Raw genomic sequence first — 25,524 nt, forward strand, 5'->3', positions numbered from 1 at the left:
CAGCACGAGAGAGGAGACGGGATGACACCGGATTCACTGCGGGCCGCGCTGCGGGGGGTGCCCGCGCCCGACTGGCTCGACGCGGCGTTGCGGCGGGTGGCGGCGGAACCGGCGGCGATCGGCGGGCTCTTCGCGGCTGCCGGCCGGCGCTGCGGCCGGGCCCCGCTGGCGGAGCCGGCCGGCTGGAGCGCCGACGAGGCGGCCCGGGCGCTGCTGCTGGCCGCGCTGCCCGCCGACCACGCCCCGCACGCCGAGTCGCTCTACCGACACGGCGACGCCGCCGAGAAGCGGGCCGTGCTCAAGGCCCTGCCGCTGCTGCCGATCGGCGCGGCCGGGGTGCCGCTGCTGCACGACGCGATCCGCACCAACGACACCCGGCTGGTCGCCGCCGCCCTCGGCCCGTACGCCCGGCACCTCGACCCGGCCGCCTGGCGGCAGGCGGTGCTCAAGTGCGTGTTCACGGGCGTGCCGCTGGCCGTGGTGCACGACCTCGACGCCCGCGCCGACGCGGAACTCGCCGCGATGCTCGCCGGGCTGGCCGCCGAGCGGCAGGCCGCCGGCCGCACGATGCCCGCCGACGCCACCGCGCTGCTCGGCCGGCTCACGACCGGCCCCGTCCCGATCACCGCCAGGGAGGCGTGATGCGCATCTTCGACCCGCACATCCACATGACCTCGCGGACCACCGACGACTACGAGCGGATGGCCGCGGCCGGCGTCCGGGCGGTGGTGGAGCCGGCGTTCTGGCTCGGCCAGCCCCGCACCAGCGCCGCCTCCTTCGCCGACTACTTCGACTCGCTGATCGGCTGGGAGCCGTTCCGGGCCGGGCAGTTCGGGGTCCGCCACCACGCCACGGTCGCGCTGAACCCGAAGGAGGCCAACGACCCGCGCTGCCGCCCGGTGCTCGACCTGCTGCCGCGCTACCTCGACAAGGACGGCGTGGTGGCGGTGGGCGAGATCGGCTACGACTCGATGACGCCGGAGGAGGACGACGCGTTCGCCGCCCAACTGGCCCTGGCCGTGGCGCACGATTTGCCGGCGCTGGTGCACACCCCGCACCGCGACAAGGCCCGGGGCGTGGAGCGCAGCCTCGCCGTCGTGGCCGAGTCCGGCATCGAGCCGGGCCGGGTGGTGCTCGACCACCTCAACGAGGTGACGGTGAAGCTGGTCCGGGACACCGGCTGCTGGCTGGGCTTCTCCATCTACCCGGACACCAAGATGTCGCCGCCGCGCATGGTGGAGCTGCTGCGGGCGTACGGCACCGAGCGGGTGCTGGTCAACTCGGCGGCCGACTGGGGGCGCTCGGACCCGCTGCTCACCCGGGCCACGGGGGAGGCGATGCTGCTGGCCGGCTTCACCGCCGACGACGTCGACCGGGTGCTCTGGCGCAACCCGGTGGAGTTCTACGGCCAGTCCGGGCGGCTCGACCTCACCGACCTGGACCTGGCCGAGCTGGACCCGCCGACCGGCACCTTCGCCGGCAACTCGATCCTGCGCGGCGGCAGCTGATGCGGCTGCGGCACGCCGGCGGAGACACCGTCCACCTCGGCTACTGCACCAACGTGCACCCCGCCGAGGACCTCGCCGGCATCCTCCGCCAGTTGGACACCTACGCCGTGCCCGTACGCGAGGCGGTCGGCGCGGACCTGCTCGGCCTCGGGCTGTGGCTGGCCGCCCCGGTCGCCGCCGAGCTGGCCGCCGACCCGGCGGCCCGTCGCCGGCTGCGTACCGAGCTGACAGTCCGGGGGCTGGAGGTGGTCACGCTCAACGGCTTCCCGTACGCGGCCTTCCAGGCGCCGGTGGTCAAGGGCGACGTCTACCACCCGGACTGGACCACGGTCGGGCGGCTCGCGTACACCCTGGACCTGGCCCGGGTGCTCGCCGACCTGCTGCCGGACGACGCGGCCCGGGGCTCGGTCTCCACCCTGCCGCTGGCCTGGCGCCGGCCCTGGGACGCCGGCCGGGCGGACGCCGCGCGCCGCCGGCTCGACCAGCTCGCGGCCGGTCTCGCGGCCGTCGAGCGGGACACCGGCCGGCGGGTCCGGGTCGGCTTCGAGCCGGAGCCGGGCTGCGTGGTGGAGAGCACCGGACAGGCCGTCGCGGCACTGTCCGCCGTGGACACCGACCGCCTCGGCGTCTGCCTGGATCTCGCCCACCTCGCCTGCGCCTGGGAGGAGCCGGCCGACGCGCTGCGCCGGCTGCGGGCCGCCGGCCTGCCGGTGGTCAAGGTGCAGGTCTCGGCCGCCATCGAGGCGCCGGCCGAGGCGACGGCGGCGCTGCGCCGCTGGGTGGAGCCGCGCTTCCTGCACCAGACCCGCGCGGCCGGCTGCGCGGGGGCGGCGGACCCGGCCGACCCGGCCCACGCCGCAGACGACCTGGACGCCGCCCTGGCCGCGCGGCTGCCCGGGCCGTGGCGGGTGCACTACCACGTGCCGCTGCACGCCCCGCCCGAACCGCCGCTCGACTCCACCCTGCCGGTGCTGCGCGCCGCGCTGGCCGCGCTCTACGCCGGGCCCGAGGCGGGCTGCGACCACCTCGACGTCGAGACGTACACCTGGGGGGTGCTGCCGGCCGCGCGGCGGCCGGGCACCGACGCGGAGCTGGCCGCCGGGATCGCCGCGGAGCTGGCCTTCGCCCACGCCGAGCTGGTCGCCCTCGGCCTGGCTCCGGCGGACGCACCGGTGACGGCCGAGGTGCCGACATGAGTCGGCGGCTGGTGGTGCTGGACGTGGTGGGGCTGACCCCGCGCCTGCTGGCGCACATGCCCCGGTTACGCGCGGTCGCCGACGCCGGCTTCCGCGCCGAGCTGGGCACGGTGCTGCCCGCGGTGACCTGCTCGGTGCAGTCGACCTTCCTCACCGGGCTGCCCCCGGCGGGGCACGGGATCGTCGGGAACGGGTGGTACTTCCGCGACCTCGGCGAGGTGCTGCTCTGGCGTCAGCACCACGCCCTGGTCGGCGGGGAGCGGCTCTGGCAGGCGGCCCGCCGGGCCGAGCCCGGCTACACCGTCGCCAACGTCTGCTGGTGGTACGCGATGGGCGCGGACGTGGACTGGACGGTCACCCCGCGCCCCGTCTATTACGCCGACGGGCGCAAGGAGCCGGACTGCTACACCGACCCGCCGGAGCTGCACGACGCGCTCACCGACCGGCTCGGCACCTTCCCGCTGTTCAGCTACTGGGGGCCGGGCGCGGGGCTGGCGTCGTCGGCGTGGATCTGCCGGGCCGCCGAGCGGATCCTCGCCGAGCAGTCCCCGGACCTGACCCTGGTGTACGTCCCGCACCTCGACTACGACCTGCAACGCTTCGGCCCCTCGTCGCCCCGGGCCGCCGCGGCGGCGGCCGAGCTGGACGGGGTGCTCGGGCCGCTGCTGGACGCCGCCCGGGCCCGGGACGCCACCGTGGTGGTGCTCTCCGAGTACGGCATCACCGAGGCATCCCGCCCGGTCGACGTCAACCGGCTGCTGCGCGCCGAGAAGCTGCTGCGGGTGCACACCCAGGCCGGCATGGAGTACCTCGACCCGTGGACGTCGCGGGCCTTCGCGGTCGCCGACCACCAGGTCGCGCACGTCTACGTCCGTGACCCGGCCGACGTGCCGGCGGTGGCGAAGCTCTGCGCGGCGCTGCCCGGGGTGGCCGAGGTGCTCGACGCCGACGGCAAGGCCGCGCACGGGCTGGACCATCCGCGCGCCGGAGAACTCGTCCTCGTCGCCGAGCCGGACGCCTGGTTCACGTACTACTACTGGCTCGACGACACCCGCGCGCCGGACTTCGCCCGCCTCGTGGAGATCCACCGCAAACCCGGCTACGACCCCGCGGAGCTGTTCTTCGACCCCGCCGCCCCCGGTGCCGCCAAGCGCCGCGCCGCCGTGGCGCTGGCCCGCAAGAAGCTCGGGCTGCGCTACCTGATGAGCGTGGTCGGGCTGGACGCCGGCGCCCGGGCGGTGCGCGGGTCGCACGGGCGGCTCCCCGTCGACCCGGCCGACGGGCCGGTGCTGCTCTGCTCCGACCCGTCCGCCGCCCGGGGCCGGGTCGCCGCGACCGAGGTGAAAGCCCTGCTGCTGGAGCTGGCGGGGCTGGTCCCGCCGGCCGCGCCGCCGCCCCCTGCGGCGGCCGGACGACCGGGGGAGGCGTCGTGACCGTCACCGTCGCGCCCCCCGACACCAGCGAACTGCGGGCCCGTGTCGACGCCGAGCTGGCCGCGTTCCTCGACCGGCAGGGCCGGGACTGGCCGGACGGCGCGCCCCGGGGCGTCTTCACCGCGCTGCACCGGTTCGTGCTGGCCGGCGGGAAGCGGCTGCGCCCGCTCTTCTGCTACTGGGGCTGGCGGGGCGCCGGCGCCCCCGACGGCGCCCCGATCGTGGTGGCCGCCGCCGCGCTGGAGCTGTTCCACGCGTTCGCGCTGATCCACGACGACATCCTCGACGGCAGCGACCGCCGCCGGGGCGAGCCGTCGGTGCACCGGCTCTTCGCCGACCTGCACGCCCGTTCGTCCTGGCGGGGCGATCCCGAGGCGTACGGGCGCAACACGGCCCTGCTCTGCGGCGACCTGTGCGCCGCCTGGTCGGACCAGATGTTCCACGAGTGCGGGCTGGACGCCGCGCGGGTGCACCGGGGGTGCGCCGTCTTCGCGCTGATGCGCACCGAGGTGATCGCGGGCGAGTACCTGGACCTGGTCTCCGGGGTGGGCGACGGCTCGGTGGCCAGCGCGCTGACCGTGATCCGGATGAAGGCTGCCCGTTACACGGTCACCCGGCCGCTACAGATCGGGGCGACGCTGGCCGGGGCGGGCCCGGGGCCGGTCGCCGAGCTGGCCGCGTTCGGCGACCCGCTGGGCGACGCGTTCCAGCTGCGCGACGACGTGCTGGGGGTCTTCGGCGATCCGGCCGTCACCGGCAAGTCGGTCCTGGACGACCTGCGGGAGGGCAAGCCGACGGTGATGATGGCGCTGGCCCGTGGCGCCGCCGACCGGGCGCAGGCCGCCAGGCTGCGGGAGCTGTTCGGCAACCCGGCGCTGGACGCCGACGGGGCCGCCGAGCTGCGGGGCATCATCGAGCGTACGGGCGCGCGCGAGCGGATCGAGCGGATGATCCGGGTGCGCGCCGATGCCGCCCTGGCGGCCCTGGCGGAGGCCCCCGTGACCCCCGAGGCCCGTGCCGCCCTCGCCGCCCTGGCCGCCCAGGCCGTCGACCGATCACTCTGAGCTGCCGCCGCCGGGTGCCTCCGGGACTTTTTGCGGGATCGACGAAAGTTCGCGCCGACCGGTCGGAACGTGTGGACACATAGACGTACGTCATTTAGTGTCGGGCTATCGCGAAGATGTTTCGTCGAGGTGAACCGGCGGCGCGGGAACCCATCGACTGGTGACCTCCGAGCGGTGGCACCCCACCCCTCGCAGGTCACGGCCGGCCGGGAAACCACCCGGCGGTCGACCCCATCCCCGCTACGGCATCCGGCGCGACGGCGCGCGCCCGCCCTGGCAGTCACCGGTCAGGAAGGGACGGCACATTCATGTCCACGAAGGACGCTCCCACCCACGGGACCGGGCGACGGTCCGCCGCCGCCGGCGCGGCGCTGCTACTGGCCGCCACCGCCACGGTCGCCCTCGGCGCCGGCCCCGCCGCGCTGGGCGGCCCCACCCCGGCCCGGGCCCACCCCGTCGTCGGCACCGACTTCCAGCAGGTCACCCTCGCCAAGGGCGTCGCCGAGGTCGGCGAGCCCATGACGATCGCGGTGCTGCCGGACCGGTCGGTCCTGCACACCGCCCGCAACGGCACCGTCCGGCGTACGGACTCCGCCGGCACCACCTCGGTGATCGGCACACTGCCGGTCTACACCCACGACGAGGAGGGGTTGCAGGGCATCGGGGCCGACCCGAACTTCGCCAGCAACCGGCACATCTACCTCTACTACGCCCCGCCGCTGTCCACCCCCGCCGGCGACGCGCCGGCGACCGGCACCGACTTCTCCGCCTGGCAGGGCGTCAACCGGCTCTCCCGGTTCACCCTCAACGCGGACTTCACCATCAACACCGGCAGCAGGGTCGACATCCTCGACGTGCCCGCCGACCGGGGCATGTGCTGCCACGTCGGCGGCGACATCGACTTCGACGCCGCCGGCAACCTCTACCTCTCCACCGGCGACGACACCAACCCGTTCGACTCGGCCGGCTACGCGCCGATCGACGAGCGCACCAACCGCAACCCCGCGTACGACGCGCAGCGCAGCGCGGCCAACACCAACGACCTGCGCGGCAAGATCCTGCGGATCAGGGTGAACGCCGACGGCACGTACGCGATTCCGGCCGGGAACATGTTCGTCGACTCGGACCCGAGGACGCGCCCCGAGATCTACGCGATGGGCTTCCGCAACCCGTTCCGGATGAGCGTCGACCGGGCCACCGGCATCGTTTACGTCGGCGACTACGGGCCGGACGCCGGCACCACCAGCGCCCGGGGCCCCAGCGGCCAGGTCGAGTTCGACCGGGTCACCGGCCCCGGCAACTACGGCTGGCCGTACTGCACGGGCACCAACACCGCCGCCGAGACGTACGCCGAGTGGGACTTCGCCACCGGGACCGCCGGGGCCAAGTACAACTGCGCCGGCGGGCCGACCAACAACTCCTTCCGCAACACCGGCCTGCCCACCCTGCCCGGGGCGAAGCCCGCCTGGATCCGGTACGCCGGCGACGCCGGCAGCCCGCCGGAGTTCGGCGGCGGCTCCGAGTCGCCGATGGCGGGCCCGGTCTACCGGTACGACGCCGCACTGGACTCCGCCACCAAGTTCCCGCAGTCCTTCGACGGGCAGTTCTTCGCCGGGGAACTCGGCCGGGGCTGGGTCAAGCCGATCCACCTCGACGCCGGCGGCGCGCCCGGCACCATCGACACGTTCCCGTGGAACGGCAAGCAGGTCATGGACATGGCGTTCGGGCCGGAGGGCGTGCTCTACGTGCTGGACTACGGCACCGGCTACTTCAACGGCGACGCCAACTCGGCGCTGTACCGCTACGACCACATCGCCGGCGGCAACCGCGCGCCGACCGCGGTCGCCGCGGCCGACAGGACCTCCGGCACGGCGCCGCTGACCGTGAACTTCTCCTCGGCCGGGTCGTCGGACCCGGAGGGCGGCGCGCTGACGTACTCCTGGAACTTCGGCGACGGCACCACGTCGACGGCGGCCAACCCCAGCAAGACCTACACCGCCAACGGCACCTACCAGGTCACGCTGACCGTCCGCGACCCGCAGGAAGCCACCGGCACGGCGAACGTGCAGATCGGGGTCGGCAACACCGCGCCCACGGTCACCATCAACAGCCCGGCCAACGGCCAACTGTTCAGCTACGGCGACACCGTGCCGTTCAGCATCACCGTGACCGACCCGGAGGACGGCGCGATCGACTGCACCAAGGTCAGGATGACCTACGTGCTCGGCCACGACAGCCACGGCCACCAGATCACCTCCAGGACCGGCTGCTCGGGCTCGATCACCATCCCCGTCGACGGCGAGCACGACGACGCGGCGAACATCTTCGCCATCTTCGACGCGGAGTACACCGACGCGGGCGGGCTGACCACGCACAAGCAGCACACCCTCCAGCCGCGCAAGCGCCAGGCGGAGCACTTCAGGACGTCCTCCGGCGTCAACACCTTCGACAAGGCCACGGCCGAGGGCGGCAAGACCGTCGGTGACATCCACAACGGCGACTGGGTCGCCTTCGAGCCGTACAAACTCGACGACGCGACCTCGTTCAGCGCCAGGGTCTCCTCGGCCGGCTCCGGCGGCACCCTCCAGGTGCGGGCCGGCTCGGCCACCGGCACCGTGCTCGGCACCGCGACGGTCCCCGTCACCGGCGCCTGGGACACGTTCACCACGGTCAGCGGCAGCCTGTCGGGGGCGCCGGCCGGCACCACCACGCTCTACCTGACCTTCGCCGGCGCCGGCACCGGCGCGCTCTACGACGTCGACTCGTTCACCTTCACCACCGGCGCGGCGGTCCGCACCGGCCCGGTCGTCGGGCTCGGCGGCAAGTGCCTGGACGTGCGCAACGCCGCCACGGCCGACGGCACCCAGATCCAGATCTACGGCTGCAACGGCACGGCGGCGCAGACCTGGGCGGTGACGCCGAACTCGACGGTGCGGGCGTTGGGCAAGTGTCTGGACGTCTCGGGTGGCGGTTCGGCGGACGGCACGAAGATCCAGCTCTGGACGTGCAACGGTACGGGCGCGCAGAACTGGTCGGCGCAGCCGGACGGGACGCTGCGCAACCCGCAGTCCGCCAAGTGCCTGGACGTCTCCGGCAACAACTCCGCCGACGGCACGGCGGTGCACCTGTGGACCTGCCACACCGGCGCCAACCAGAAGTGGACCCTGCCCTGACCCGAAAGGAAGGGCCCCCTACTAACGCCTGGTGCACTAAAAGGGGCCCTTCCTAACACCCGTTGGGAGAGCGACATGCGCAAACTCCTGCGAACCGTCCTCGGCGCGGCCACCGCCGTCCTCGCCGTCCTCGCCTGCACCACCCCGGCCGCCCCGGCCAGCGCCGCCGACGCCCCGTACGACGTGCTGGTCTTCTCGAAGACCGCCGGCTTCCGGCACGACTCCATCTCGGTCGGCACCCAGGCCATCCGCGACCTCGGCGCGGCCAACAACTTCACCGTCACCGCCACGGAGGACGCCGCCCAGTTCACCACCGCCAACCTGGCCCGATACGAGGCGGTCGTCTTCCTCAACACCACCGGCGACGTGCTCGACGCCGCCCAGCAGGGCGCCTTCGAGGCGTACATCGGCTCCGGCGGCGGCTTCGTCGGCGTGCACTCCGCGGCCGACACCGAGTACGGCTGGTCGTTCTACGGCAACCTGGTCGGCGCGTACTTCGCCTCGCACCCGCACATCCAGCAGGCAAACGTGAAGGCGGAGAACCGGGCGCACGCGGCCACCACGCACCTGCCGCAGACGTGGACCCGCACCGACGAGTGGTACAACTACCAGACCAACGCCCGCTCCACGGCCCGCGTGCTGGCCACCCTCGACGAGTCGTCGTACTCGGGCGGCTCGATGGGCGCCGACCACCCGCACTCCTGGTGCAAGACCCACAACGGCGGCCGAGCCTTCTACACCGGCGGCGGGCACACCCAGGCGTCGTACGCCGAGCCGGCCTTCCGGGCGCACCTGCTCGGCGGCATCCGGTACGCGGCCGGCCGCACCAGGGCCGACTGCCGCCCCGAGACCGGCTACACCGCGCTCTACGACGGCTCGACCACCGGCTGGTCCCAGGCCGGGCCGGGCGGCTTCGGCAACGCCGACGCCACCCTCACCTCGGTCGGCGGGATGGGGCTCTACTGGTACAGCGCCAAGCAGTTCACCAACTACTCGCTCAAACTGGACTGGCGGCTCGCCGGCGACGACAACTCCGGCGTCTTCATCGGCTTCCCGCCGTCGAGCGACCCCTGGTCGGCCGTGAACAACGGCTACGAGGTGCAGATCGACGCCACCGACGCGGCCGACCGCACCACCGGCGCGGTCTACACCTTCAAGTCCGCCGACCTCGCCGCCCGGGACGCGGCGCTCAACCCGCCGGGGGAGTGGAACACGTACGAGCTGCTCGTCGAGGGCGAGCGCCTCCAGGTCTTCCTCAACGGCGTGAAGATCAACGACTTCACCAACACCGACCCCGCCCGGTCGCTCGCCGGCCACATCGGGCTCCAGAACCACGGCACCGGCGACGACGCCTCGTTCCGCAACATCCGCATCAAGGAGTTGGGCACCACCCCGCCGACCGGCGACACCACCATCCAGGCGGAGGCGTTCAGCTCGGCCGGCGGCGTCACCCCGTTCACCAAGGCCGGGGCGAACGGTGGCCAGACGCTCGGCTACATCGACCCGGGCGACTGGGCCGCGTACGACGGGGTGGACCTGACCGGCGTCACGTCGTTCCGGGCGCGGGTCGTCTCGGGCGGGCCCGGTGGCACCCTCCAGGTGCGTACGGGGTCCACGACCGGCACCGTGCTCGGCGCGGTCGCGGTGCCGAACACCGGAAGCTGGACCACCTTCGCCGACGTCACCACCACCCTCGGCGGGGTCCCGTCCGGCACCCGCAACCTCTACCTGACCTTCGCCGGGTCGGGCTCGGGGCTCTTCGACGTGGACGACTTCACCCTGGTCAGGCCCGGCGGCAGCGGCGGCGTGGGCCCGATCCGGGGCCTGGCCGGCAAGTGCCTGGACGTGCGTAACGCCGCCACGGCCGACGGCACCCAGATCCAGATCTGGACCTGCAACGGCAGCGCCGCGCAGACCTGGGCGGTGACGCCGAACTCGACGGTGCGGGCGTTGGGCAAGTGCCTGGACGTCTCGGGTGGCGGTTCGGCGGACGGCACGAAGATCCAGCTCTGGACGTGCAACGGTACGGGCGCCCAGAACTGGTCGGCGCAGCCGGACGGGACGCTGCGCAACCCGCAGTCCGCCAAGTGCCTGGATGTCTCGGGCAACAACCCCGCCGACGGCACGGCGGTGCACCTGTGGACCTGCCACACCGGCGCCAACCAGAAGTGGACCCTGCCCTGACCTGAGTCCCCGCGATCTTGCAGTTGGTGCCCCGGCGTCTCCGGCGAACGCCGCGAACGGGCCGAAACTGCAAGATCGCGGGGCGGGACGGTGGGCAGGGTACGAGGGGTTTCCTCGGGCCGCCGGGGTGCCTAGAGTGGGGGCGGCGACCGTTGTGGTGGTCGGTGGGCCGGCGGGAGGCGCAACCCGGCGGGCCTCGGTGCGTTGCGCACCCACCGGCACACCCCGCGGCCCCGCCGTTCACCGGTACCGGCCGGTCACCCTCGCCCCGGCCCGCCCGTACGGAATCCCCCATCACGACAGGGGAGAAGGACAATGGCGCGACCCATCACGCTCTTCACCGGCCAGTGGGCCGACCTTCCGTTCGACGAGGTCTGCCGGCTCGCCTCCGAGTGGGGCTACGACGGGCTGGAGATCGCCTGCTGGGGCGATCACTTCGAGGTCGACAGGGCCCTTGCCGACGACTCGTACGTCGACCGGAAGCGGGAGACCCTCGCGAAGCACAACCTGAAGGTGTACGCGATCTCCAACCACCTGGTCGGCCAGGCCGTCTGCGACCACCCCATCGACGAGCGGCACCAGGGCATCCTGCCGGCCCGGATCTGGGGCGACGGCGAGCCCGAGGGCGTACGCCGACGGGCCGCCGAGGAGATCAAGGACACCGCCCGGGCGGCGGCGAGGCTCGGGGTGGACACCGTCGTGGGCTTCACCGGGTCGTCGATCTGGCACACCCTGGCGATGTTCCCGCCGGTGCCGCCGGAGATGATCGAGCGGGGCTACCAGGACTTCGCCGACCGCTGGAACCCGATCCTCGACGTCTTCGACTCCGTCGGGGTCCGCTTTGCCCACGAGGTGCACCCGAGCGAGATCGCGTACGACTACTGGACGACGAAGCGGGCGCTGGAGGCCGTCGGGCACCGGCCCGCGTTCGGGCTGAACTGGGACCCGTCGCACTTCGTCTGGCAGGAGCTGGACCCGGTCAACTTCATCTTCGACTTCGCCGACCGGATCTACCACGTCGACTGCAAGGACGCGAAGGTGCGTACGGGGGACGGGCGGCGGGGCCGGCTCGCCTCGCACCTGCCGTGGGCGGACATGCGGCGCGGCTGGGACTTCGTCTCGACCGGTCACGGCGACGTGCCCTGGGAGGACTGCTTCCGGGCGCTGAACGCGATCGGCTACGCCGGCCCGATCTCGATCGAGTGGGAGGACGCCGGCATGGACCGCCTCGTCGGCGCCCCCGAAGCCCTACAGTTCGTCCGGCGGCTCGCCTTCGACGCCCCGGCCGCGGCCTTCGACGCCGCGTTCAGCAGCAAGGACTGAGCACCCGTCGGCGGGCCGAGTCCCGGCTGCCGGTCGACGCCGCGTTCGGCGGCAAGGCACCGAGCCCGGCGGCAAGGCACCGAGCCCCGGTCGCGGCCGGGCGCGGCAGCGGGACTCAGCCCGCACCCGGGGGCCGGCCGCCGGTCGGCCCCCGTCAGCCGGTGGAGAAGAGGTGGTCGCTGACCAGCCGCGCCGCGCCTACCACTCCGGCGCGGTCGTCGAGGTCGGAGAGCACGATCGGCATCGTGCCGGTGGCCAGCGGCGCGGACCGGCGGTAGACCACCCCACGGATCTCGGCCAGCAGCGTGTGGCCCAGCCCGGCCGGCGCGCCCCCGATGATGACGATGCCCGGGTTGAAGAAGCTCACGAGGCCGACCAGCACCTGACCCAGGCGGCGGGCCGCGTCCCGGGCCAGGGCCTGCACGGCCGCGTCGCCCGCGCCCGCCGCCGCGACTATGTCGGCCACGGAGAGGGCGCCCGCCTCGGCCAACCGGGCCGCCAGCGCCGTGGACCGGCCCGCGCGGGCCGCGGCGGTCGCCGCGTCGACCAGCCCGCGGTCGCCGCAGTACGCCTCCAGGCAGCCGGTCTCGCCGCAGGCGCAGCTCGGTCCGTCCTCGGTGAGCGGCAGGTGGGCGATGTCCCCGGCGCTGCTCGTCGCGCCCCGGTAGGGCGTGCCGCCGAGCACCAGCCCGCAGCCGATCGCGGTGCCGAGCTTGACGTAGAGGAAGTCGTCGAAGGTGCGCCCGACCCCGGCGTGCTTCTCGCCGAGCGCCATCACGTTCGCGTCGTTGTCGACCACGGCCGGGCAGCCCAGCTCGGCGGCGAACGCCTCGCGCACCGGAAACCGGTGCCAGCCCGGCATGGCCGCCGGTGAGGCCGGCGTGCCCTCGGGGAAGTCGACCGGCCCCGGCAGGCCGACGCCGACCCCGGTGAGCTGGGCCAGACCCAGCTCGGCCCGCAGCTTTCCGACCAGTTCGACGGCCCGGCCGAGCACCGGCTCCGGTCCCACCCGGACGTCGATCGGCTCGGCGATCTCGGCGAGCACGGTCAACTCGCCGTCGGTCACCGTGACGGTGATCCGGTCCGCGCCGACGACGACGCCGGCGAAGCGCACGCCGCCGGCGACGCGCAGCATCGAGGACCGGCGCCCGCCGCGCGACGCCGCCGGCCCCGCGGTCTCGACCAGGCCCCGCTCGACCAGCCGGTCCACCTCCGCGGCCAGCTTGGACCGGGACAGGCCCACCGCGTCGCCCAGCTCCACCCGCGAGCGGGGACCGTCGTCGCGCAGCAGCCGGACCAGCCGTGCCTGGTACGCGTTCTCAGGCCGGACGAGGACCATCGCCATCACCTCCCGGCCTGGAGTCTTCCACGGCGCTGTTACCGGCGTGTGGCGCGCGGGGCCGCGCCCGGTCGTCCCGGACGCGGCCCCCCGGGTGCGTGTCGGGTCCGTCAGCCCCGCAGACCCGACATGTGCTGGAAGCTGAGCTCCGCGTAGCGCAGCGACCGGCCCGGGTCGGTGGCGCCGCCCGGTGCGTTGTCCTGCTCCCACATCGGGTTGTGGTAGCCCTTCGCGCCCATGTTGGCGAAGAACCCGCCGTAGTCGATGTCGCCCTGGCCGAGCGGCACCATGTCGTACCCGGCGCTGCTGGCCGGGTTGAACGCGCCGTCCTTGGCGTGGAACAGCGGGAACCGGATCGGCTGGGCCGCCACGGTCGCCAGCGGGTCGAAGACGTCGCTCCGCGTCACGCCGTCCGGGTCGGTGTAGCTGCGGAACCGGTGCTGGGCCACGTGCGCCCAGTAGATGTCCATCTCGAACCACACGTACGCCGGGTCGGTGAGCCCGATGAAGTACTCCAGTTTCCGCACGCCGGAGGAGCGGGTCGGCCGGCCCAGGGCGTCCAGCGGGCCGCTGTCGAGCAGGAAGTTGTACGCCGCGTCGTGGTTGTGCGTGTACAGCTTCAGCCCGCGGGCGGCGGCCAGCTCGCCCAGGGTGTTCCACCGCTCCGCGGCGGCGTCCCAGTCGGCCTTGTAGTTGCTGCCGGTCGGGTCGCTGCCGGTGCCGATGTGCGTCATGCCCAGCGTCTCGGCGATGTCGAGCTGCTGCTCGAACGCCGCGAGGGTGGTCGGGTTGATGACGCTCGGGATGGACGCGTGTGAGCCGTTGGCCCGCAGCCCGTTGTCGTCCAGGATCTTGCGGATCTCCGCGGCGGTGATCTGCCGGCCGAGGATGGAGGTGTGCTGGTTGTAGCCGGCGAACTCCACCTCCTGGTAGCCGATCTCGGCGAGCCGCGCGAGCACCCGCTCGAAGCCGTACGGCACTCCGCTGGTGTCCGGGGCGGCGCCGATGCGGTCCCGGACGCTGTAGAGGATGATGCCCCGCTTGCCGGGCGGGACGAGTACGCCGTTGCCGTTGGCGCCGGCGGCGGAGGCGAGTCCGGTGGCGCCGACGGCCGCCGCGCCGGCGACGCCGGCGAGGGCGCCGAGCATGCGGCGACGGCTCATCCCGTGCTGACTGTCGTTCATGTGCTGCTGCCTTTCGCGATGTGGGGGAGGGCGGATCCGGGCCGGGGGCCACCGACGGTGACCCGGGCACGTCGGTGGGGTCGCCGTGGCCGGCTGCCGCGCGGCAGCCGGCCACGGCGGCGGCTACGGTGCGACGCCGATGCCCTGGCCGGTGAACCCGATCCAGTTGAGGTTTCCGAAACCGCTGGCCGGGCCGCCGGGGACGGTGGTGAACACGAGGTAGAGCCGGTGCGTGCCGCCCGGGTCGGTGATCGGCACGGTGGTGCTGGTGAAGGCGGTGTTGCCGCTGGTCGCGTTGACCGTGGCGGTGGCGACCACCGGCCCGGTGGGCGAGTCGAGCCGGAACTGGACGCCGAAGCGCGGCTGCCCGGCGGTGGCGGCGCTGCCACCGGAGGTACGCAGCGTCACCGACTGGATGTTCGTCAGGTTCACGGTGTTGTTGACCGCGATCCAGTCGCCCGGGTCGAGGCTGCCGCGCTGCTGCCCGCCGCCGGTGTCGGCGCTGGTGCCCACGGTGGTCCCGGACTGGTCCCGGGCGAACTCCACCTGCTGCCGCTTGTCCTGGATGACCTGCTGGTCCACCGTGGTCAGTGCCGGCTGCCCGTTGGCCCCCCGGTCCGTGTAGGAGGCGCTGACGACGCCGTAGATGTAGCCGCCGTGGGAGGCGTCGTCGGCCTCCGTGGGCAGCACGCCGGAGCAGCCGAACTGGTTGGCCTCGCCGTGGCCGTGCTCGTCGTGGCCGAGCACGAAGGTCACCTCGACCTTGGCGCAGTCGACCGGCCCGTCCTCCGGGTCGGTGACCGTCACCGACCAGGGGATGCCGTCGCCCCAGTCGAAGAAGCCGCCTTCGACCGGGGTGTGCACGGTGACCGTCGGCGCGGTGTTGCCCACCGTGATCGTGGTGTTCGCCGACGCGCTCTTGCCACTGGAGTCGGTCACCGTGAGCCGCGCGGTGTAGACCCCGTTGACCGTGTACGTGTGCGTCGGGTTCGGGTCGACCGAGTCGGTCGTACCGTTGCCGTCGAAGTCCCAGGCGAACGAGATGGAGTCCGCCGGGTCCGGGTCCTTGGACCCCTCGCTGGAGAAGGCGACGGTCAGCGGCGCCGTTCCGTTGGTCGGGGTGGCCGTGAGCACGGCGTTCGGCGCCCGCAGGCCCTTGACGTAGCTGAACTTCAGCATCGCCGCGTCCGGGTTGACGTTGAAGAAGCCGTCGCCGTACGTCAGCAGGTAGAAGTTGCCGTCGGCGCCCCACTTCATGTCCATCGGGTTGTCGCAGAGGAACGGCTTGGCCGGCGTGGTGGGTGCCTGCCCGCAGTTCAGCACGTTGTTGATCTTCAGGATGTCGCCCTGGGCGTCGAGCCGGACCTCCTTGAGGGTGTCCCGGGTGAACTCACCGAAGAAGATCGCGCCGTGGAAGTACGCGGGGAACTTCGTCTCCGACCTCAGCTCCGGGTCGAAGTCGTATTTCGCCGCGCCGTGCGGGCCCACGCCGCCCGTGCCGAGTTCGGGGAAGAGCACGGGACAGGTTTGCGTCGGCGTCGACAGGTACGACTCCGGGCACGGCGTCGGCGCCTGGAACGAGTACCAGAGCTCCGACCTCTCCACCGCGGGCAGGTCGGTCAGGCCCGTGTTGTGCCGCGAGGTGTTCCGCGGCGCCGCGCAGTCGAAGGGCGCGACCGGGGAGATCGGGCTGGTGGTCCAGTTCATCTCGATGTACGGCAGGTTCGGCTGCACGCACATCGGCCAGCCGTAGTTCGCCGGCTTGTCGACCACCATCATCCGGCCGGTGCCCGCCGGTCCCCGGCCCACCGCGGCTGTCGAGGAGTCGGGGGAGTAGTCCGTGATGTACGCGACATCGTTCTCGTCGAGGGTGATCCGGAACGGGTTCCGGAAGCCCATCGCGTAGATCTCCGGCCGGGTCTTGTCGCCCGGGTCCTGCGCCTCGGGGAACATGTTGCCCGCCGGCACCGTGTAGCTGCCGTCCGCCTGCACCGAGATGCGCAGCACCTTCCCGCGCAGGTCGTTGGTGTTGGCGGAGCTGCGCCGGGCGTCCACGAAGGGCGCCTGGTATGCGCCGGTGGCGCTCACCGAGTCGTTGTGCGGTGAGAAGCCGCCGGAGCCACCGCCGCCGGCCGGGGTGTCGTCGCCGGTGACCAGCCAGAGGTTGTTGTCCGAGTCGAAGGCGATGTCGCCGGCCACGTGGCAGCAGGCACCCCGGTCGACCGGCACCTGGAGGATCTTCTGCTCGGAGGCCAGGTCCAGGGAGGGCGTCTCACCGTCGACGAACCTGTACCGGGAGAGCTGGAAGTATCCCTTCCAGCGGTCCCAGGCCGCCGGGTCGGTGCTGGTGGTCGGCGCGCCGCCGGCGGGGGTGTCCAGCGGGGGCGCGTAGAAGAGGTAGACCCAGCGGTTGGTGGCGAACTCCCGGTCGATCGCCGGCCCGTACATGCCGTCCTCGCTGTGCGTGTAGACCGGGATCTGCGCGAGCACGGTGGTCTCGTTGCTTCCCGGGTCGTGCAGGCGTACGCCGCCACGGCGGTCGGTCTGGATCACCCGACCGTCGGGGAGCACGTCGAAGCCGATCGGCTCGTTGACGTTGGGCTGCGCCCCGATCACCGTCATCTGGTAGTTGGCCAGGACGGTGGCGCCGCAGTCGCCGTCGGTCACACCGGCCGCCCACTGGATGGCGCCGCCGAGGTGGGCCCGCAGGTCGGTGCTGCCGAAGCTCTCCGGCGTCGCGCCGAGCCCGGTGTAGAAGGACCGGCCGCCCTGGTGGTCCTTGCACCAGGTGACCGGGTGGTCGAAGCCCATCGACCCACCGGCGTACGTCTTCTCGTCCACGGTGGCCAGGACGTGCGAGACGCCCCGGACGTTTGCCGCGAAGTTGTACCACCGGTCGGTGTGCGCCCAGCGCTCCGGCAGGGTCGCGGAGGCCGGGTGCACCCGGTCGGCCACGGTGACCGTGGCCGGGGCCGCCGCCGTGGCGGCGCCCACCGCCCGGGTGCCGAGCACGTCGTCCAGGAAGGACCAGCCCGGCTCGGCCTCGATCGCGGAGTGGACGCCGACGAAGCCGCCGCCGTCGCGGTAGTACCGCTCGAACGCGGCCTGCTGGTCGTCGGCGAGGACGTCGCCGGAGGTGTTCAGGAACACCACGGCCCGGAACTGCTTGAGGTGCGCCTCGTCGAACTTGCGGGCGTCGTCGGTCACCTCGACGGTGAAGCGCCGGTCGTTGCCGAGCTGGCGGATCGCGTCGACGCCGGCGGCGGTGGCGGGGTGGCCGCCGCCCGCCGACCGGGTGAAGACGAGGACCTTGTACTCGATGCCGTTGCTGGTCGGTGCCGGGGCGGCGAGTGCCGGTGCCGGCTGCTGCTGAGCGGTCGCGACGAGCGTCGCGCCGACGAGGGTGAGAAGGCTGAGGTAGGTGGCGGCCCTTCGGCCGATCGGTCTGCGCATCGAACCTCGCTCTGGTCGGGCGGGTCCGCCTCAGCGCTGGGACGTCGCTGAGGAGGTCGCGGGGAGTACCAAGAGCCTGGCCAGGTTCTACGCAGGACGATATTTGCGCCTCGGACCAAAGTGAAGAGGTTGGCGGCGGAAGTTTTCGATGGATGGGCCGAACTTTCGCTTCAATCGGCGAAAGTGGCCACAGGGGTGGGGCCGGGCGCCCGTGACGTGCCTGTACGTACGCGAGCGGGCCGGTCGCCAACTGGCGACCGGCCCGCGCGAAGGTGCGATCAGAGGGTGCTGTTGTTGGTGCCCGAGCCGGACGGCTTGCTGCGGGGGGTGGTGGTGGCCGACGTCGACCCGGAGGTCGAGCCGGTGCCCGACGAGCCGGAGCCCGCCTTCGCCCCCACCGTGGCCGGCGTCCCGGCGAACGCGTCGTCGGCGGCGGTCAGCTCCTGCTTGTTGCCGTTGCTGCTCAGCTTCTCGCCCAGCTTCGACTGGCCGAGCTTGTCCTTGCCCTCGCTGTAGAGGCGGGTCGCCTGGGCCTGCGCGACGCCGGCCGCCTCCTGGACGGTCGGGTGGTCGAGCACCTTGCGGCCCCGGATCACCAGTTCCTCGTACTTCTCCCGACCGGCACGGGCGCCCAGGACGAATCCCGCAGCCAGCCCGCCAAGAAACATGATCTTTCCGCGCATGGCGGCTCCTTCCGTACCTGACGCGCCGTCGTCCGGCGGCTTACCCCGCCGGAGGCGACCAAATCGCGCCTGTCTCCTCTGTCCGCAGCTAACTACCCATCCTGCTCTCCGCTCATGCCTCCTTGTGCCGTGATGACGATTTGTCTGGTTTATTGTCGTGCCCGTGGGGCACGGGTCGCAGGGGTAACCCCCTGGACCAACACCCCCCGCAGTCCTGTACTCTTGTCCCCGTCGCACGGCGCGGGGAGATCCGCACCGGACGACGCAGCGGTCCCCCGTAGCTCAATTGGCAGAGCAGCCGGCTGTTAACCGGCAGGTTTTTGGTTCGAGTCCAAACGGGGGAGCTTCCACACCTGACGCCCGTCGGCCCCGCCGACGGGCGTTCGTCGTTCCGTGCTCCCGCCCACCGCCGACGGTTCGGTGTTTTTCGCGCCTTGCCGGCCGCCCGGTTTCCGCCACCGCGGGCGCTCCCGCCCGGCAGGATGGTCGGTGTCGACTTGGACTCACTCTGCGTCGATCGGCACGTCGATTCTTGGGGTGGGTGCGGATGCCCGGAAGAGGAGGCCACGGCAGGATCACACTCGTCGCCGTGGCGGTCGTGCTCGCGTGGCTGGTCGTCGGGGCCGTCGCCGGGCCGTTCTCCGGCCGGCTCGGCGAGGTCGCCACGAACGACAACGCCTCGTTCCTGCCCGCCGACGCGGAGGCGACCCGGGCGCAGGAGCTGGCCGGACGGTTCGTCGCGCGGCAGACCACCCCCGCCCTGGTGGTCTACGAACGCGCCAGCGGCATCACCGACGCCGACACGCAGCGGGCGGCTGCCGACGCCACCCGGTTCGCCCAGGTGCCCGGAGTGGTCGGCCCGCTGCCGCCGCCGATCCCCAGCGAGGACGGGCAGGCCCTCCAGGTGGTGGTGCCGATCGATGACGCCGACGGCGAACGGATCGGCACGGTCGTCGAGGAACTTCGCGCCATCGCCGGCGGGGACCGCGACGGGCTGACCGTGGACGTGGCCGGGCCCGCCGGCCTGCTCGCCGACCTCATCGAGGTCTTCTCCGCCATCGACAGCACCCTGCTGGTCGTCACCCTCTGCGTGGTGCTGGTCATCCTGCTCGTCGTCTACCGCAGCCCGATCCTGTGGATCTTCCCGCTGCTCGCCGCCGGGATGTCCTTCGCGCTGGCCGCGGTCTTCGTCCACCTGCTCGCCGACGCCGACGTGATCAAGCTCAACGGGCAGGCGCAGGGCATCCTCACCGTGCTCGTCTTCGGCGCCGGCACCGACTACGCGCTGCTGCTCGTCGCCCGCCACCGCGAGGAACTGCACCGGCACGAGCGCCCCTGGGACGCGATGCGGACCGCCTGGAAGGGCGCCGCCCCGGCGATCGTCGCCTCCGCCGGCACGGTGATCGTGAGCCTGCTCTGCCTGCTGCTGTCCAGCCTCAACTCCAACCGGGCGCTCGGCCCGGTCGCCGCCATCGGCATCGCCGCCACCCTGCTGGTCATGCTCACCTTCCTGCCCGCCCTGCTGGTGCTCGGCGGGCGGTGGGCGTTCTGGCCGCGCCGGCCCCGGCCCGACCAGGCCGACCCGCGCACCGAGCACGGCATCTGGAGCCGGATCGCCGGCTTCGTGGCGCGGCGGGCCCGGCCCGTCTGGGTGCTCACCACCCTCGCGCTGGCCGTGCTCGCGCTGGGGCTGACCCAGCTCGGCGCGACCACGCTCGGGCAGTCCGACCTGTTCACCGAACGCACCGACTCGGTCGCCGGCCAGGAGGTGATCGCCCGGCACTATCCCGCCGGCACCGGCAGCCCCGCCACCATCTTCGCCAACCAGCAGGCCGCCGAGCAGGTCGCCGACGCGGCCCGCGGCGTGCCCGGGGTGGCCGCCGTCCGGCCTGTCACCGCCCACCGGGCCGGCCCGCCCGACCCGAACGCGCCACCCACCGTCGTCGACGGCCGGGTGCAACTGGAGGCGACGCTCGCCGACCCGCCGGACAGCGACGGCGCCGAGCGGGCCGTCCGGCAACTGCGGGCGGCGGTGCACGCGGTGCCCGGCTCGGACTCCGTGGTCGGCGGCTTCACCGCGATCAACGTGGACACGTCGGACGCCTCGACACGGGACCGGAACGTGATCATCCCGGTCGTGCTGGTGGTGATCGCGATCATCCTGGCGCTGCTGCTGCGGGCGCTCCTCGCGCCGATCCTGCTGATCGCGACCGTACTGCTCAGCTTCGCCGCCACCCTCGGCCTCTGCGCGCTGATCTTCCGCCACGTCCTCGGCTTCCCCGGCGTGGACACCTCGTTCCCGCTCTTCGCCTTCGTCTTCCTGGTCGCCCTCGGCATCGACTACAACATCTTCCTGATGAGCCGGGTCCGCGAGGAGTCCGTCAGGCGGGGCACCCGGGCCGGCGTGCTGACCGGGCTCGCCGTCACCGGCGGCGTGATCACCTCCGCCGGGGTCGTGCTCGCCGCGACGTTCTCCGCGCTCGCCGTGCTGCCACTGGTGGTGCTGGTCGAGCTGGGCGTGGCGGTCGCGGTCGGGGTGCTGCTCGACACCATCGTCGTCCGCTCGCTGCTGGTGCCCGCGCTGGCGTACGACATCGGTCCGAAGCTCTGGTGGCCGGGCCGGCTGTCCCGGACGAACGGTGAGCGGGAGGCGCGCGATGCTCGCTGAGACCGACGTCGTCGTGGTCGGCGGCGGCCTGGCCGGCCTGGCCGCGGCCCGGCGGCTGCACCGCGCCGGCGTGCCGTGGCGGCTGCTGGAGGCCGGCGGCCGGCTCGGCGGCCGGGTGGCCACCGACGCGGTCGACGGTTACCTGCTCGACCGTGGCTTCCAGGTGCTCAACACCGCCTATCCGCGGCTCGGCACCCTGCTCGACGTCGACCGGCTGCGCCTTGGCCACTTCACCTCCGGCGTGCTGGTGCGCAAGGGCGACCGGCTCACCCGCCTGGTCAACCCGCTGCGCGAGCCCACCGGCGCGCCCGGCACCGCCCTGGCCGGCGTCGGGTCGCTGCGCGACCGGCTGCGCCTCGCCGCGCTCGCCACCGGCTGCGCGACCCTGCCGAAGGGCCGGCTGCTCGCCGCGCCCGAGACCACCACCGAGACCGCGCTGCGCCGCGCCGGCCTCTCCGACACGATCATCGAGGAGTTGCTGCGGCCGTTCCTCTCCGGTGTCTTCGTCGAACGGGAGCTGGAGACCTCCAGCCACGTGCTGTCGATGGTGCTGCGATCCTTCGCCCGGGGCCGGATCGGCCTGCCTGCCGAGGGCATGGCCGCGCTGCCCCGCGCCGTCGCCGACCCGCTGCCCGCCGAACTGATCGACCTGGACACCCCGGTCTCGGCGGTGGCGCCCGGCCGGGTCCGCACCCAGGCCGGCGACATCCGTTGCCGCGCCGTCGTGGTCGCCGTCGACCCGCCGGCGGCGGCCACGCTGCTGCCGACCCTGCCGGCGGTACGCACCCACAGCTACACGACGTACTACCACAGCGCGCAGGAGGCGCCGCTGGACGAGCCGATCCTGCTCGTCGACGGCGACCGGCGGGAGATCGTCGCGAACACGGTGGTGGTCAGCCGGGCCGCGCCGACGTACGCGCCGGCCGGCCGGCACCTGATCGCCACCTCCGTGGTCGGCCCGTCGGCGCCGCCCGAGCCGACCGTGCGGGCCGAGCTGACCCGGCTCTACGGACGGTCCACGGCGGACTGGACGCACCTGACCACCGTGTCGGTCCCGGACGCGCTGCCCGCCGCACCGCCGCCGCAGGGGCGGTTGCGCAAGCCGGTGGCGCTGGGGGCGGGCCTGTTCGTGGCCGGCGACCACCGGGACAGCCCCTCCGTCCAGGGCGCGCTGGCCAGCGGCTGGCGCGCCGCCGGAGCCGTGCTGGCGGAGCTTCGCGCCGGCTCCTGACGCCCCGATCGGTGGGTACGGGGCGCGGCGGGTCGGCTGCTCGCTGTTATCCTCGCGTTGCCCATCGTGCCGCCACCGCGGGGCGGTGAAGCCAGGGTTTCGTGCTGGCCGGTGATCGACCGGGCGGGATAGGATCCGGCGCGGTGACGGGGCGGTAGCTCAGCCGGTTAGAGCAGTCGACTCATAATCGATCGGTCACGGGTTCGAGTCCCGTCCGCCCCACCTACAGCGTGTGAGCCGGGTAAACGTTAAGCCGGATGGGCGATACGCGAACCGCCTTGGCAAGGTGCGCCCGTCCGTCGGTGGAGGGGATCAGCCACCGTGGTCAGGATCCGAACTCCAGTGGGCCTGATTCGAGTTCGCGCCTGAAGAACGTCTCCGGGTGCATGAGGCCGTCGGGGGGATCCTGTACGGCGGCGGCTCGCCGTCGGAGTTCGGCGAGGTGCTTCGTGAGGACCTCCTTCTTCATCACCGCAGCGATGGTGCGATCCCGTTCCTCGAAGGGCGCGAGCCCCTCGGGGCTGGTCACCCTGCTCCAGTCGATGGGCGGATCGCAGGCCAGCACCCGCAGTTTCTTCGCCGGTGGCAGGTTCATGTTGACTTGGCGGACCACGGGGAAGAACCGGTCATAGAAGGCGGAGAAGCCGCAGCTGGGTTGGGTGGTGTTGCGCCAGACCTTTCGCACCTCGGCGAGTGGCACGTCCTCGCCCGCGATGTAGCGGTCCAGCAGTGGCTGGTACAGCGAGTTGCCGCACTCCACGGCGATGTCGTCGACCCTGTCGGGGAATGCGGGGTTCCGGATCAGGTCGAGGAAGACGTCGTTCGGGCTGGCCGCGGCGACCACGTCGTATCTGTCGAAGGCGGCCAGGATCGTCTCCTGGGCGTCTTGCGGAGCGGCGCGGCCCCGGCTGTCCGGGGTCCTGGTGTTGGCCGATGTGCCGGCGAAGGCCGCTGTGGCTGCCACCGCCGCGGCCAGCAGCGCACCGCCGGTTACTGCCGCCACGGCGAGGCGGGTGAGCTTGCGTATCAAGGGTCGTCCTCTCATCGGTGGATCAGGGCTGGGCGCCGGATCACGGCCGGTCGGTCACGCGATCCGACGGATGCGACGTACGGCGAGGTAGAGCAGCAGCGCCGCCATGGCGACGAAGATGCCGGTCTCGATGCCCTGAAACAGCCAGAAACGGTCGCCGGGCTGGTAGAGCTGCCAGTTGTAGGAGCCCGGGCCGAGGCCGAGATCGGCGCCGCAGGCTGCGCCCGGTCCCGTGGCGTCGGGCGCGCAGGCAATCTGCGCGTTGGCCGTGAGCAGCTTGCCGGAGGAGTCGCGGATGCCGTAGGAGAGGATCCAGTCCCCGGCGGCCGGGTTGGTCTGTACGGTGGCGTCCTTGATCGGGAAGGTGAGGGTGCGGGCGGGCAGGTAGTGCGGTCGCGCCAGTGTCGCCAGTGCGACGCGCAGGCCGACGAATCCGGTGAGGGCGGCGGTCATCGCGGGCAGCACCTTGGGCCAGATGGTGCCGGCGAAGACGCCCAGCGCGACCGCTAACAGCGTGTAGCCGATCGGTGCCACGCCCTGCATGTCGAAGAAGAAGACGTTGAAGCGGCCATGCTGCCCGGCCTGGCTGATCGGGGTCAGCCACCACGACATGCCCAGTCCGTAGACGGCCGCGGCGGCGAGCGCCCCGGCCCCGGCGACGCCGAACTTGACCATGGCCCAGTGCCGTCGGCTGACGCCCTGGGTCCAGACCATCCGGTGGGTGCCCGCCTCGACCTCGCGGGCGACCAGTGGGGCGCCCCAGAAGAGCCCGACGAGCAGTGGCAGGACGAGGAACAGAACGCCGATCATGCTCATCGTGCCGTACTGGCTGTTGAATTCGATGGACGCTTTGCCGCAGGTGTCGGCGCTGGCCGGGACCAGCGAGTCGGTGCCCAACGCACGTACGCAGTCGGCCAGGCCCTTGTCGGCGAAGGTGTGTCGCATCGCCAGGCCGGTCGGGATCATGAACGTGGCCAGGATCGCGAGGCCGATCGCGGTGAACAGTGCCTGCTTGCGGTGTTGCCGCCAGGTCAGCCAGATCATGCCGGCGCTCCCCACGCCGCGTGGGTGCGGCCGGACGGGGTCTCACCGTCGCCGAGATAGGCGAGGATGATGTCTTCCAGGGTCACGTCGTGCGCTGTCCAGGCGGGATCGTGGATCGGCCCGTCGGTGCGGACCAGCAGCGTCGATTGCCGGTCGGTGTGGGTGGCCCGGACCACGTGCGCCACCCCCGACGGCGGCCGGTCGCCGTGCCGGGGGCCGACCAGTTGCCGGTGTCCGGCGATCAGGGCGTCGACGCCGCCGGTGAGCCTCACCTGCGACGTGTGCAGCACGATCAGGTGGTCGCAGGTGCGTTCGAGGTCCGCCAGGAGGTGCGAGGACAACAGCACGGTGGTGCCCGTCTCCGCGACGACGCCGGTCAGCGCCTGCAGGAACTCGCGCCGGGCGAGCGGGTCGATGCTGGCGACCGGTTCGTCGAGCAGCAGTAGCCGTGGTCGTTTGGCCATCGCCAGGGCGAGCGCGACCTGCGCCCGTTGGCCGCCGGACAGCTTGCCGACGGGCCTGTCGCGTGGGATGCCGATCTGCGTGAGGCGGTGGTGGGCCATCGCCAGGTCGAAGCGCTGGTTCAATCTGGCGCCCATGGTGAACAGTTCGCCCGCCGTGAAGTCCCGGTACAGCGGGGTGTCCTGCGCCACGAAGCCGATGTCGGACAGGACCGCGACGTTGTCGTACGGTGCCTGGCCGAAGACCCGGACGGCGCCGGCGTCCGGCCGCAGCAGACCGACCGCCATGTGTAGCAGCGTGCTCTTCCCTGCGCCGTTGGGGCCGACCAGCGCGGCCACTCTCCCGGCGGGCAGGCGCAGCGAGCAGTCTCGCAGCGCCCACGCTCTGCCGTACCGTTTTCCCAGTTGATCGGTCTCGAGCACGATGTCCATCGGGTGTCCCTCTCGCATTGCTCACGCGGTTTGCAGGTGTCGGTTCTACGCGGACACTGGTGTCGGGCCGGTGTCGGCGGATGACACCGCGCTGACACCGGATCGGGTGGCGGGCGCT

General features: G+C 72.8%; 17 protein-coding genes and 2 tRNA genes. 12 read left to right on the forward strand and 7 right to left on the reverse strand.

Annotation, left to right across the window (positions count from 1 at the left end; translation table 11 throughout):
* The first annotated feature begins 21 nt into the window (after window positions 1-21).
* The 8 genes from ACGF5C_RS10235 (at window position 22) to ACGF5C_RS10270 (ending at window position 11,881) form a co-directional block, all read left to right on the forward strand.
* The gene (locus tag ACGF5C_RS10235) at window positions 22-642 is read left to right on the forward strand and encodes an EboA domain-containing protein (protein ID WP_393299263.1); all 621 of its coding nucleotides are present in this window, start codon (window positions 22-24) and stop codon (window positions 640-642) included.
* Window positions 642-1,508 carry a TatD family hydrolase gene (locus tag ACGF5C_RS10240; protein WP_393299266.1) on the forward strand — a complete coding sequence of 289 codons (867 nt, stop codon included), beginning with the start codon at window positions 642-644 and terminating at the stop codon, window positions 1,506-1,508. Before ACGF5C_RS10235 ends, ACGF5C_RS10240 begins: the two co-directional genes overlap by 1 nt.
* Entirely contained in the window at window positions 1,508-2,704 is a 1,197-nt protein-coding gene (eboE, locus tag ACGF5C_RS10245) for a metabolite traffic protein EboE (RefSeq protein WP_393299269.1), read from the forward strand. Before ACGF5C_RS10240 ends, eboE begins: the two co-directional genes overlap by 1 nt.
* Entirely contained in the window at window positions 2,701-4,137 is a 1,437-nt protein-coding gene (locus ACGF5C_RS10250) for an alkaline phosphatase family protein (RefSeq protein WP_393299272.1), read from the forward strand. The genes eboE and ACGF5C_RS10250 overlap by 4 nt, the downstream gene beginning before the upstream one ends.
* The gene (locus ACGF5C_RS10255; protein WP_393299275.1) at window positions 4,134-5,201 is read left to right on the forward strand and encodes a polyprenyl synthetase family protein; all 1,068 of its coding nucleotides are present in this window, start codon (window positions 4,134-4,136) and stop codon (window positions 5,199-5,201) included. The genes ACGF5C_RS10250 and ACGF5C_RS10255 overlap by 4 nt, the downstream gene beginning before the upstream one ends.
* A gap of 308 nt (window positions 5,202-5,509) precedes the next feature.
* Complete coding sequence (locus tag ACGF5C_RS10260; RefSeq protein ID WP_393299278.1) at window positions 5,510-8,374, forward strand: PQQ-dependent sugar dehydrogenase; 2,865 nt, start codon at window positions 5,510-5,512, stop codon at window positions 8,372-8,374.
* A gap of 75 nt (window positions 8,375-8,449) precedes the next feature.
* A complete protein-coding gene (locus ACGF5C_RS10265) occupies window positions 8,450-10,558 on the forward strand; it encodes a ThuA domain-containing protein (protein ID WP_393299281.1) in 2,109 nt (702 codons plus the stop codon).
* 315 nt (window positions 10,559-10,873) lie between these two features.
* On the forward strand, window positions 10,874-11,881 hold the full coding sequence (locus ACGF5C_RS10270) for a sugar phosphate isomerase/epimerase family protein (RefSeq protein WP_350712241.1): 1,008 nt from the start codon (window positions 10,874-10,876) through the stop codon (window positions 11,879-11,881).
* A 154-nt stretch (window positions 11,882-12,035) separates the two neighbouring features.
* Here the strand turns inward: ACGF5C_RS10270 and ACGF5C_RS10275 are convergent, their stop codons facing one another.
* From ACGF5C_RS10275 to ACGF5C_RS10290, 4 genes are all read right to left on the reverse strand, one after another.
* The gene (locus ACGF5C_RS10275; RefSeq protein WP_393299284.1) at window positions 12,036-13,220 is read right to left on the reverse strand and encodes an ROK family protein; all 1,185 of its coding nucleotides are present in this window, start codon (window positions 13,218-13,220) and stop codon (window positions 12,036-12,038) included.
* A gap of 110 nt (window positions 13,221-13,330) precedes the next feature.
* Window positions 13,331-14,404 carry a sugar phosphate isomerase/epimerase family protein gene (locus ACGF5C_RS10280; RefSeq protein ID WP_393299287.1) on the reverse strand — a complete coding sequence of 358 codons (1,074 nt, stop codon included), beginning with the start codon at window positions 14,402-14,404 and terminating at the stop codon, window positions 13,331-13,333.
* 123 nt (window positions 14,405-14,527) lie between these two features.
* On the reverse strand, window positions 14,528-17,857 hold the full coding sequence (locus ACGF5C_RS10285; protein WP_393299290.1) for a ThuA domain-containing protein: 3,330 nt from the start codon (window positions 17,855-17,857) through the stop codon (window positions 14,528-14,530).
* A 278-nt stretch (window positions 17,858-18,135) separates the two neighbouring features.
* Entirely contained in the window at window positions 18,136-18,540 is a 405-nt protein-coding gene (locus tag ACGF5C_RS10290) for a hypothetical protein (RefSeq protein WP_357450779.1), read from the reverse strand.
* A gap of 271 nt (window positions 18,541-18,811) precedes the next feature.
* On the opposite strand from ACGF5C_RS10290, the gene ACGF5C_RS10295 reads away from it, so the two are divergent.
* The 4 genes from ACGF5C_RS10295 (at window position 18,812) to ACGF5C_RS10310 (ending at window position 22,661) form a co-directional block, all read left to right on the forward strand.
* Window positions 18,812-18,884 (forward strand) — tRNA-Asn (locus tag ACGF5C_RS10295).
* Window positions 18,885-19,087: 203 nt separating this feature from the next.
* Window positions 19,088-21,208 carry an MMPL family transporter gene (locus ACGF5C_RS10300; protein WP_393299293.1) on the forward strand — a complete coding sequence of 707 codons (2,121 nt, stop codon included), beginning with the start codon at window positions 19,088-19,090 and terminating at the stop codon, window positions 21,206-21,208.
* Entirely contained in the window at window positions 21,198-22,439 is a 1,242-nt protein-coding gene (locus tag ACGF5C_RS10305; RefSeq protein ID WP_393299296.1) for an NAD(P)/FAD-dependent oxidoreductase, read from the forward strand. Before ACGF5C_RS10300 ends, ACGF5C_RS10305 begins: the two co-directional genes overlap by 11 nt.
* 148 nt (window positions 22,440-22,587) lie before the next feature.
* Window positions 22,588-22,661: transfer RNA gene (locus ACGF5C_RS10310), tRNA-Ile, on the forward strand.
* Between the two features lie 103 nt (window positions 22,662-22,764).
* Here ACGF5C_RS10310 and ACGF5C_RS10315 read toward each other — a convergent pair.
* Genes ACGF5C_RS10315 through ACGF5C_RS10325 form a run of 3 tightly spaced genes read right to left on the reverse strand, consistent with a single transcriptional unit; the run spans window position 22,765 to window position 25,406 of the window.
* Window positions 22,765-23,484 carry a hypothetical protein gene (locus ACGF5C_RS10315; protein WP_393299299.1) on the reverse strand — a complete coding sequence of 240 codons (720 nt, stop codon included), beginning with the start codon at window positions 23,482-23,484 and terminating at the stop codon, window positions 22,765-22,767.
* 39 nt (window positions 23,485-23,523) lie between these two features.
* The gene (locus tag ACGF5C_RS10320; protein WP_393299302.1) at window positions 23,524-24,513 is read right to left on the reverse strand and encodes a transporter; all 990 of its coding nucleotides are present in this window, start codon (window positions 24,511-24,513) and stop codon (window positions 23,524-23,526) included.
* Entirely contained in the window at window positions 24,510-25,406 is an 897-nt protein-coding gene (locus ACGF5C_RS10325) for an ABC transporter ATP-binding protein (protein WP_393299304.1), read from the reverse strand. Before ACGF5C_RS10325 ends, ACGF5C_RS10320 begins: the two co-directional genes overlap by 4 nt.
* Window positions 25,407-25,524: the final 118 nt, after the last annotated feature.

It is taken from the genome of Micromonospora sp. NPDC047620 (assembly GCF_043205005.1).
Lineage (GTDB): Bacteria > Actinomycetota > Actinomycetes > Mycobacteriales > Micromonosporaceae > Micromonospora.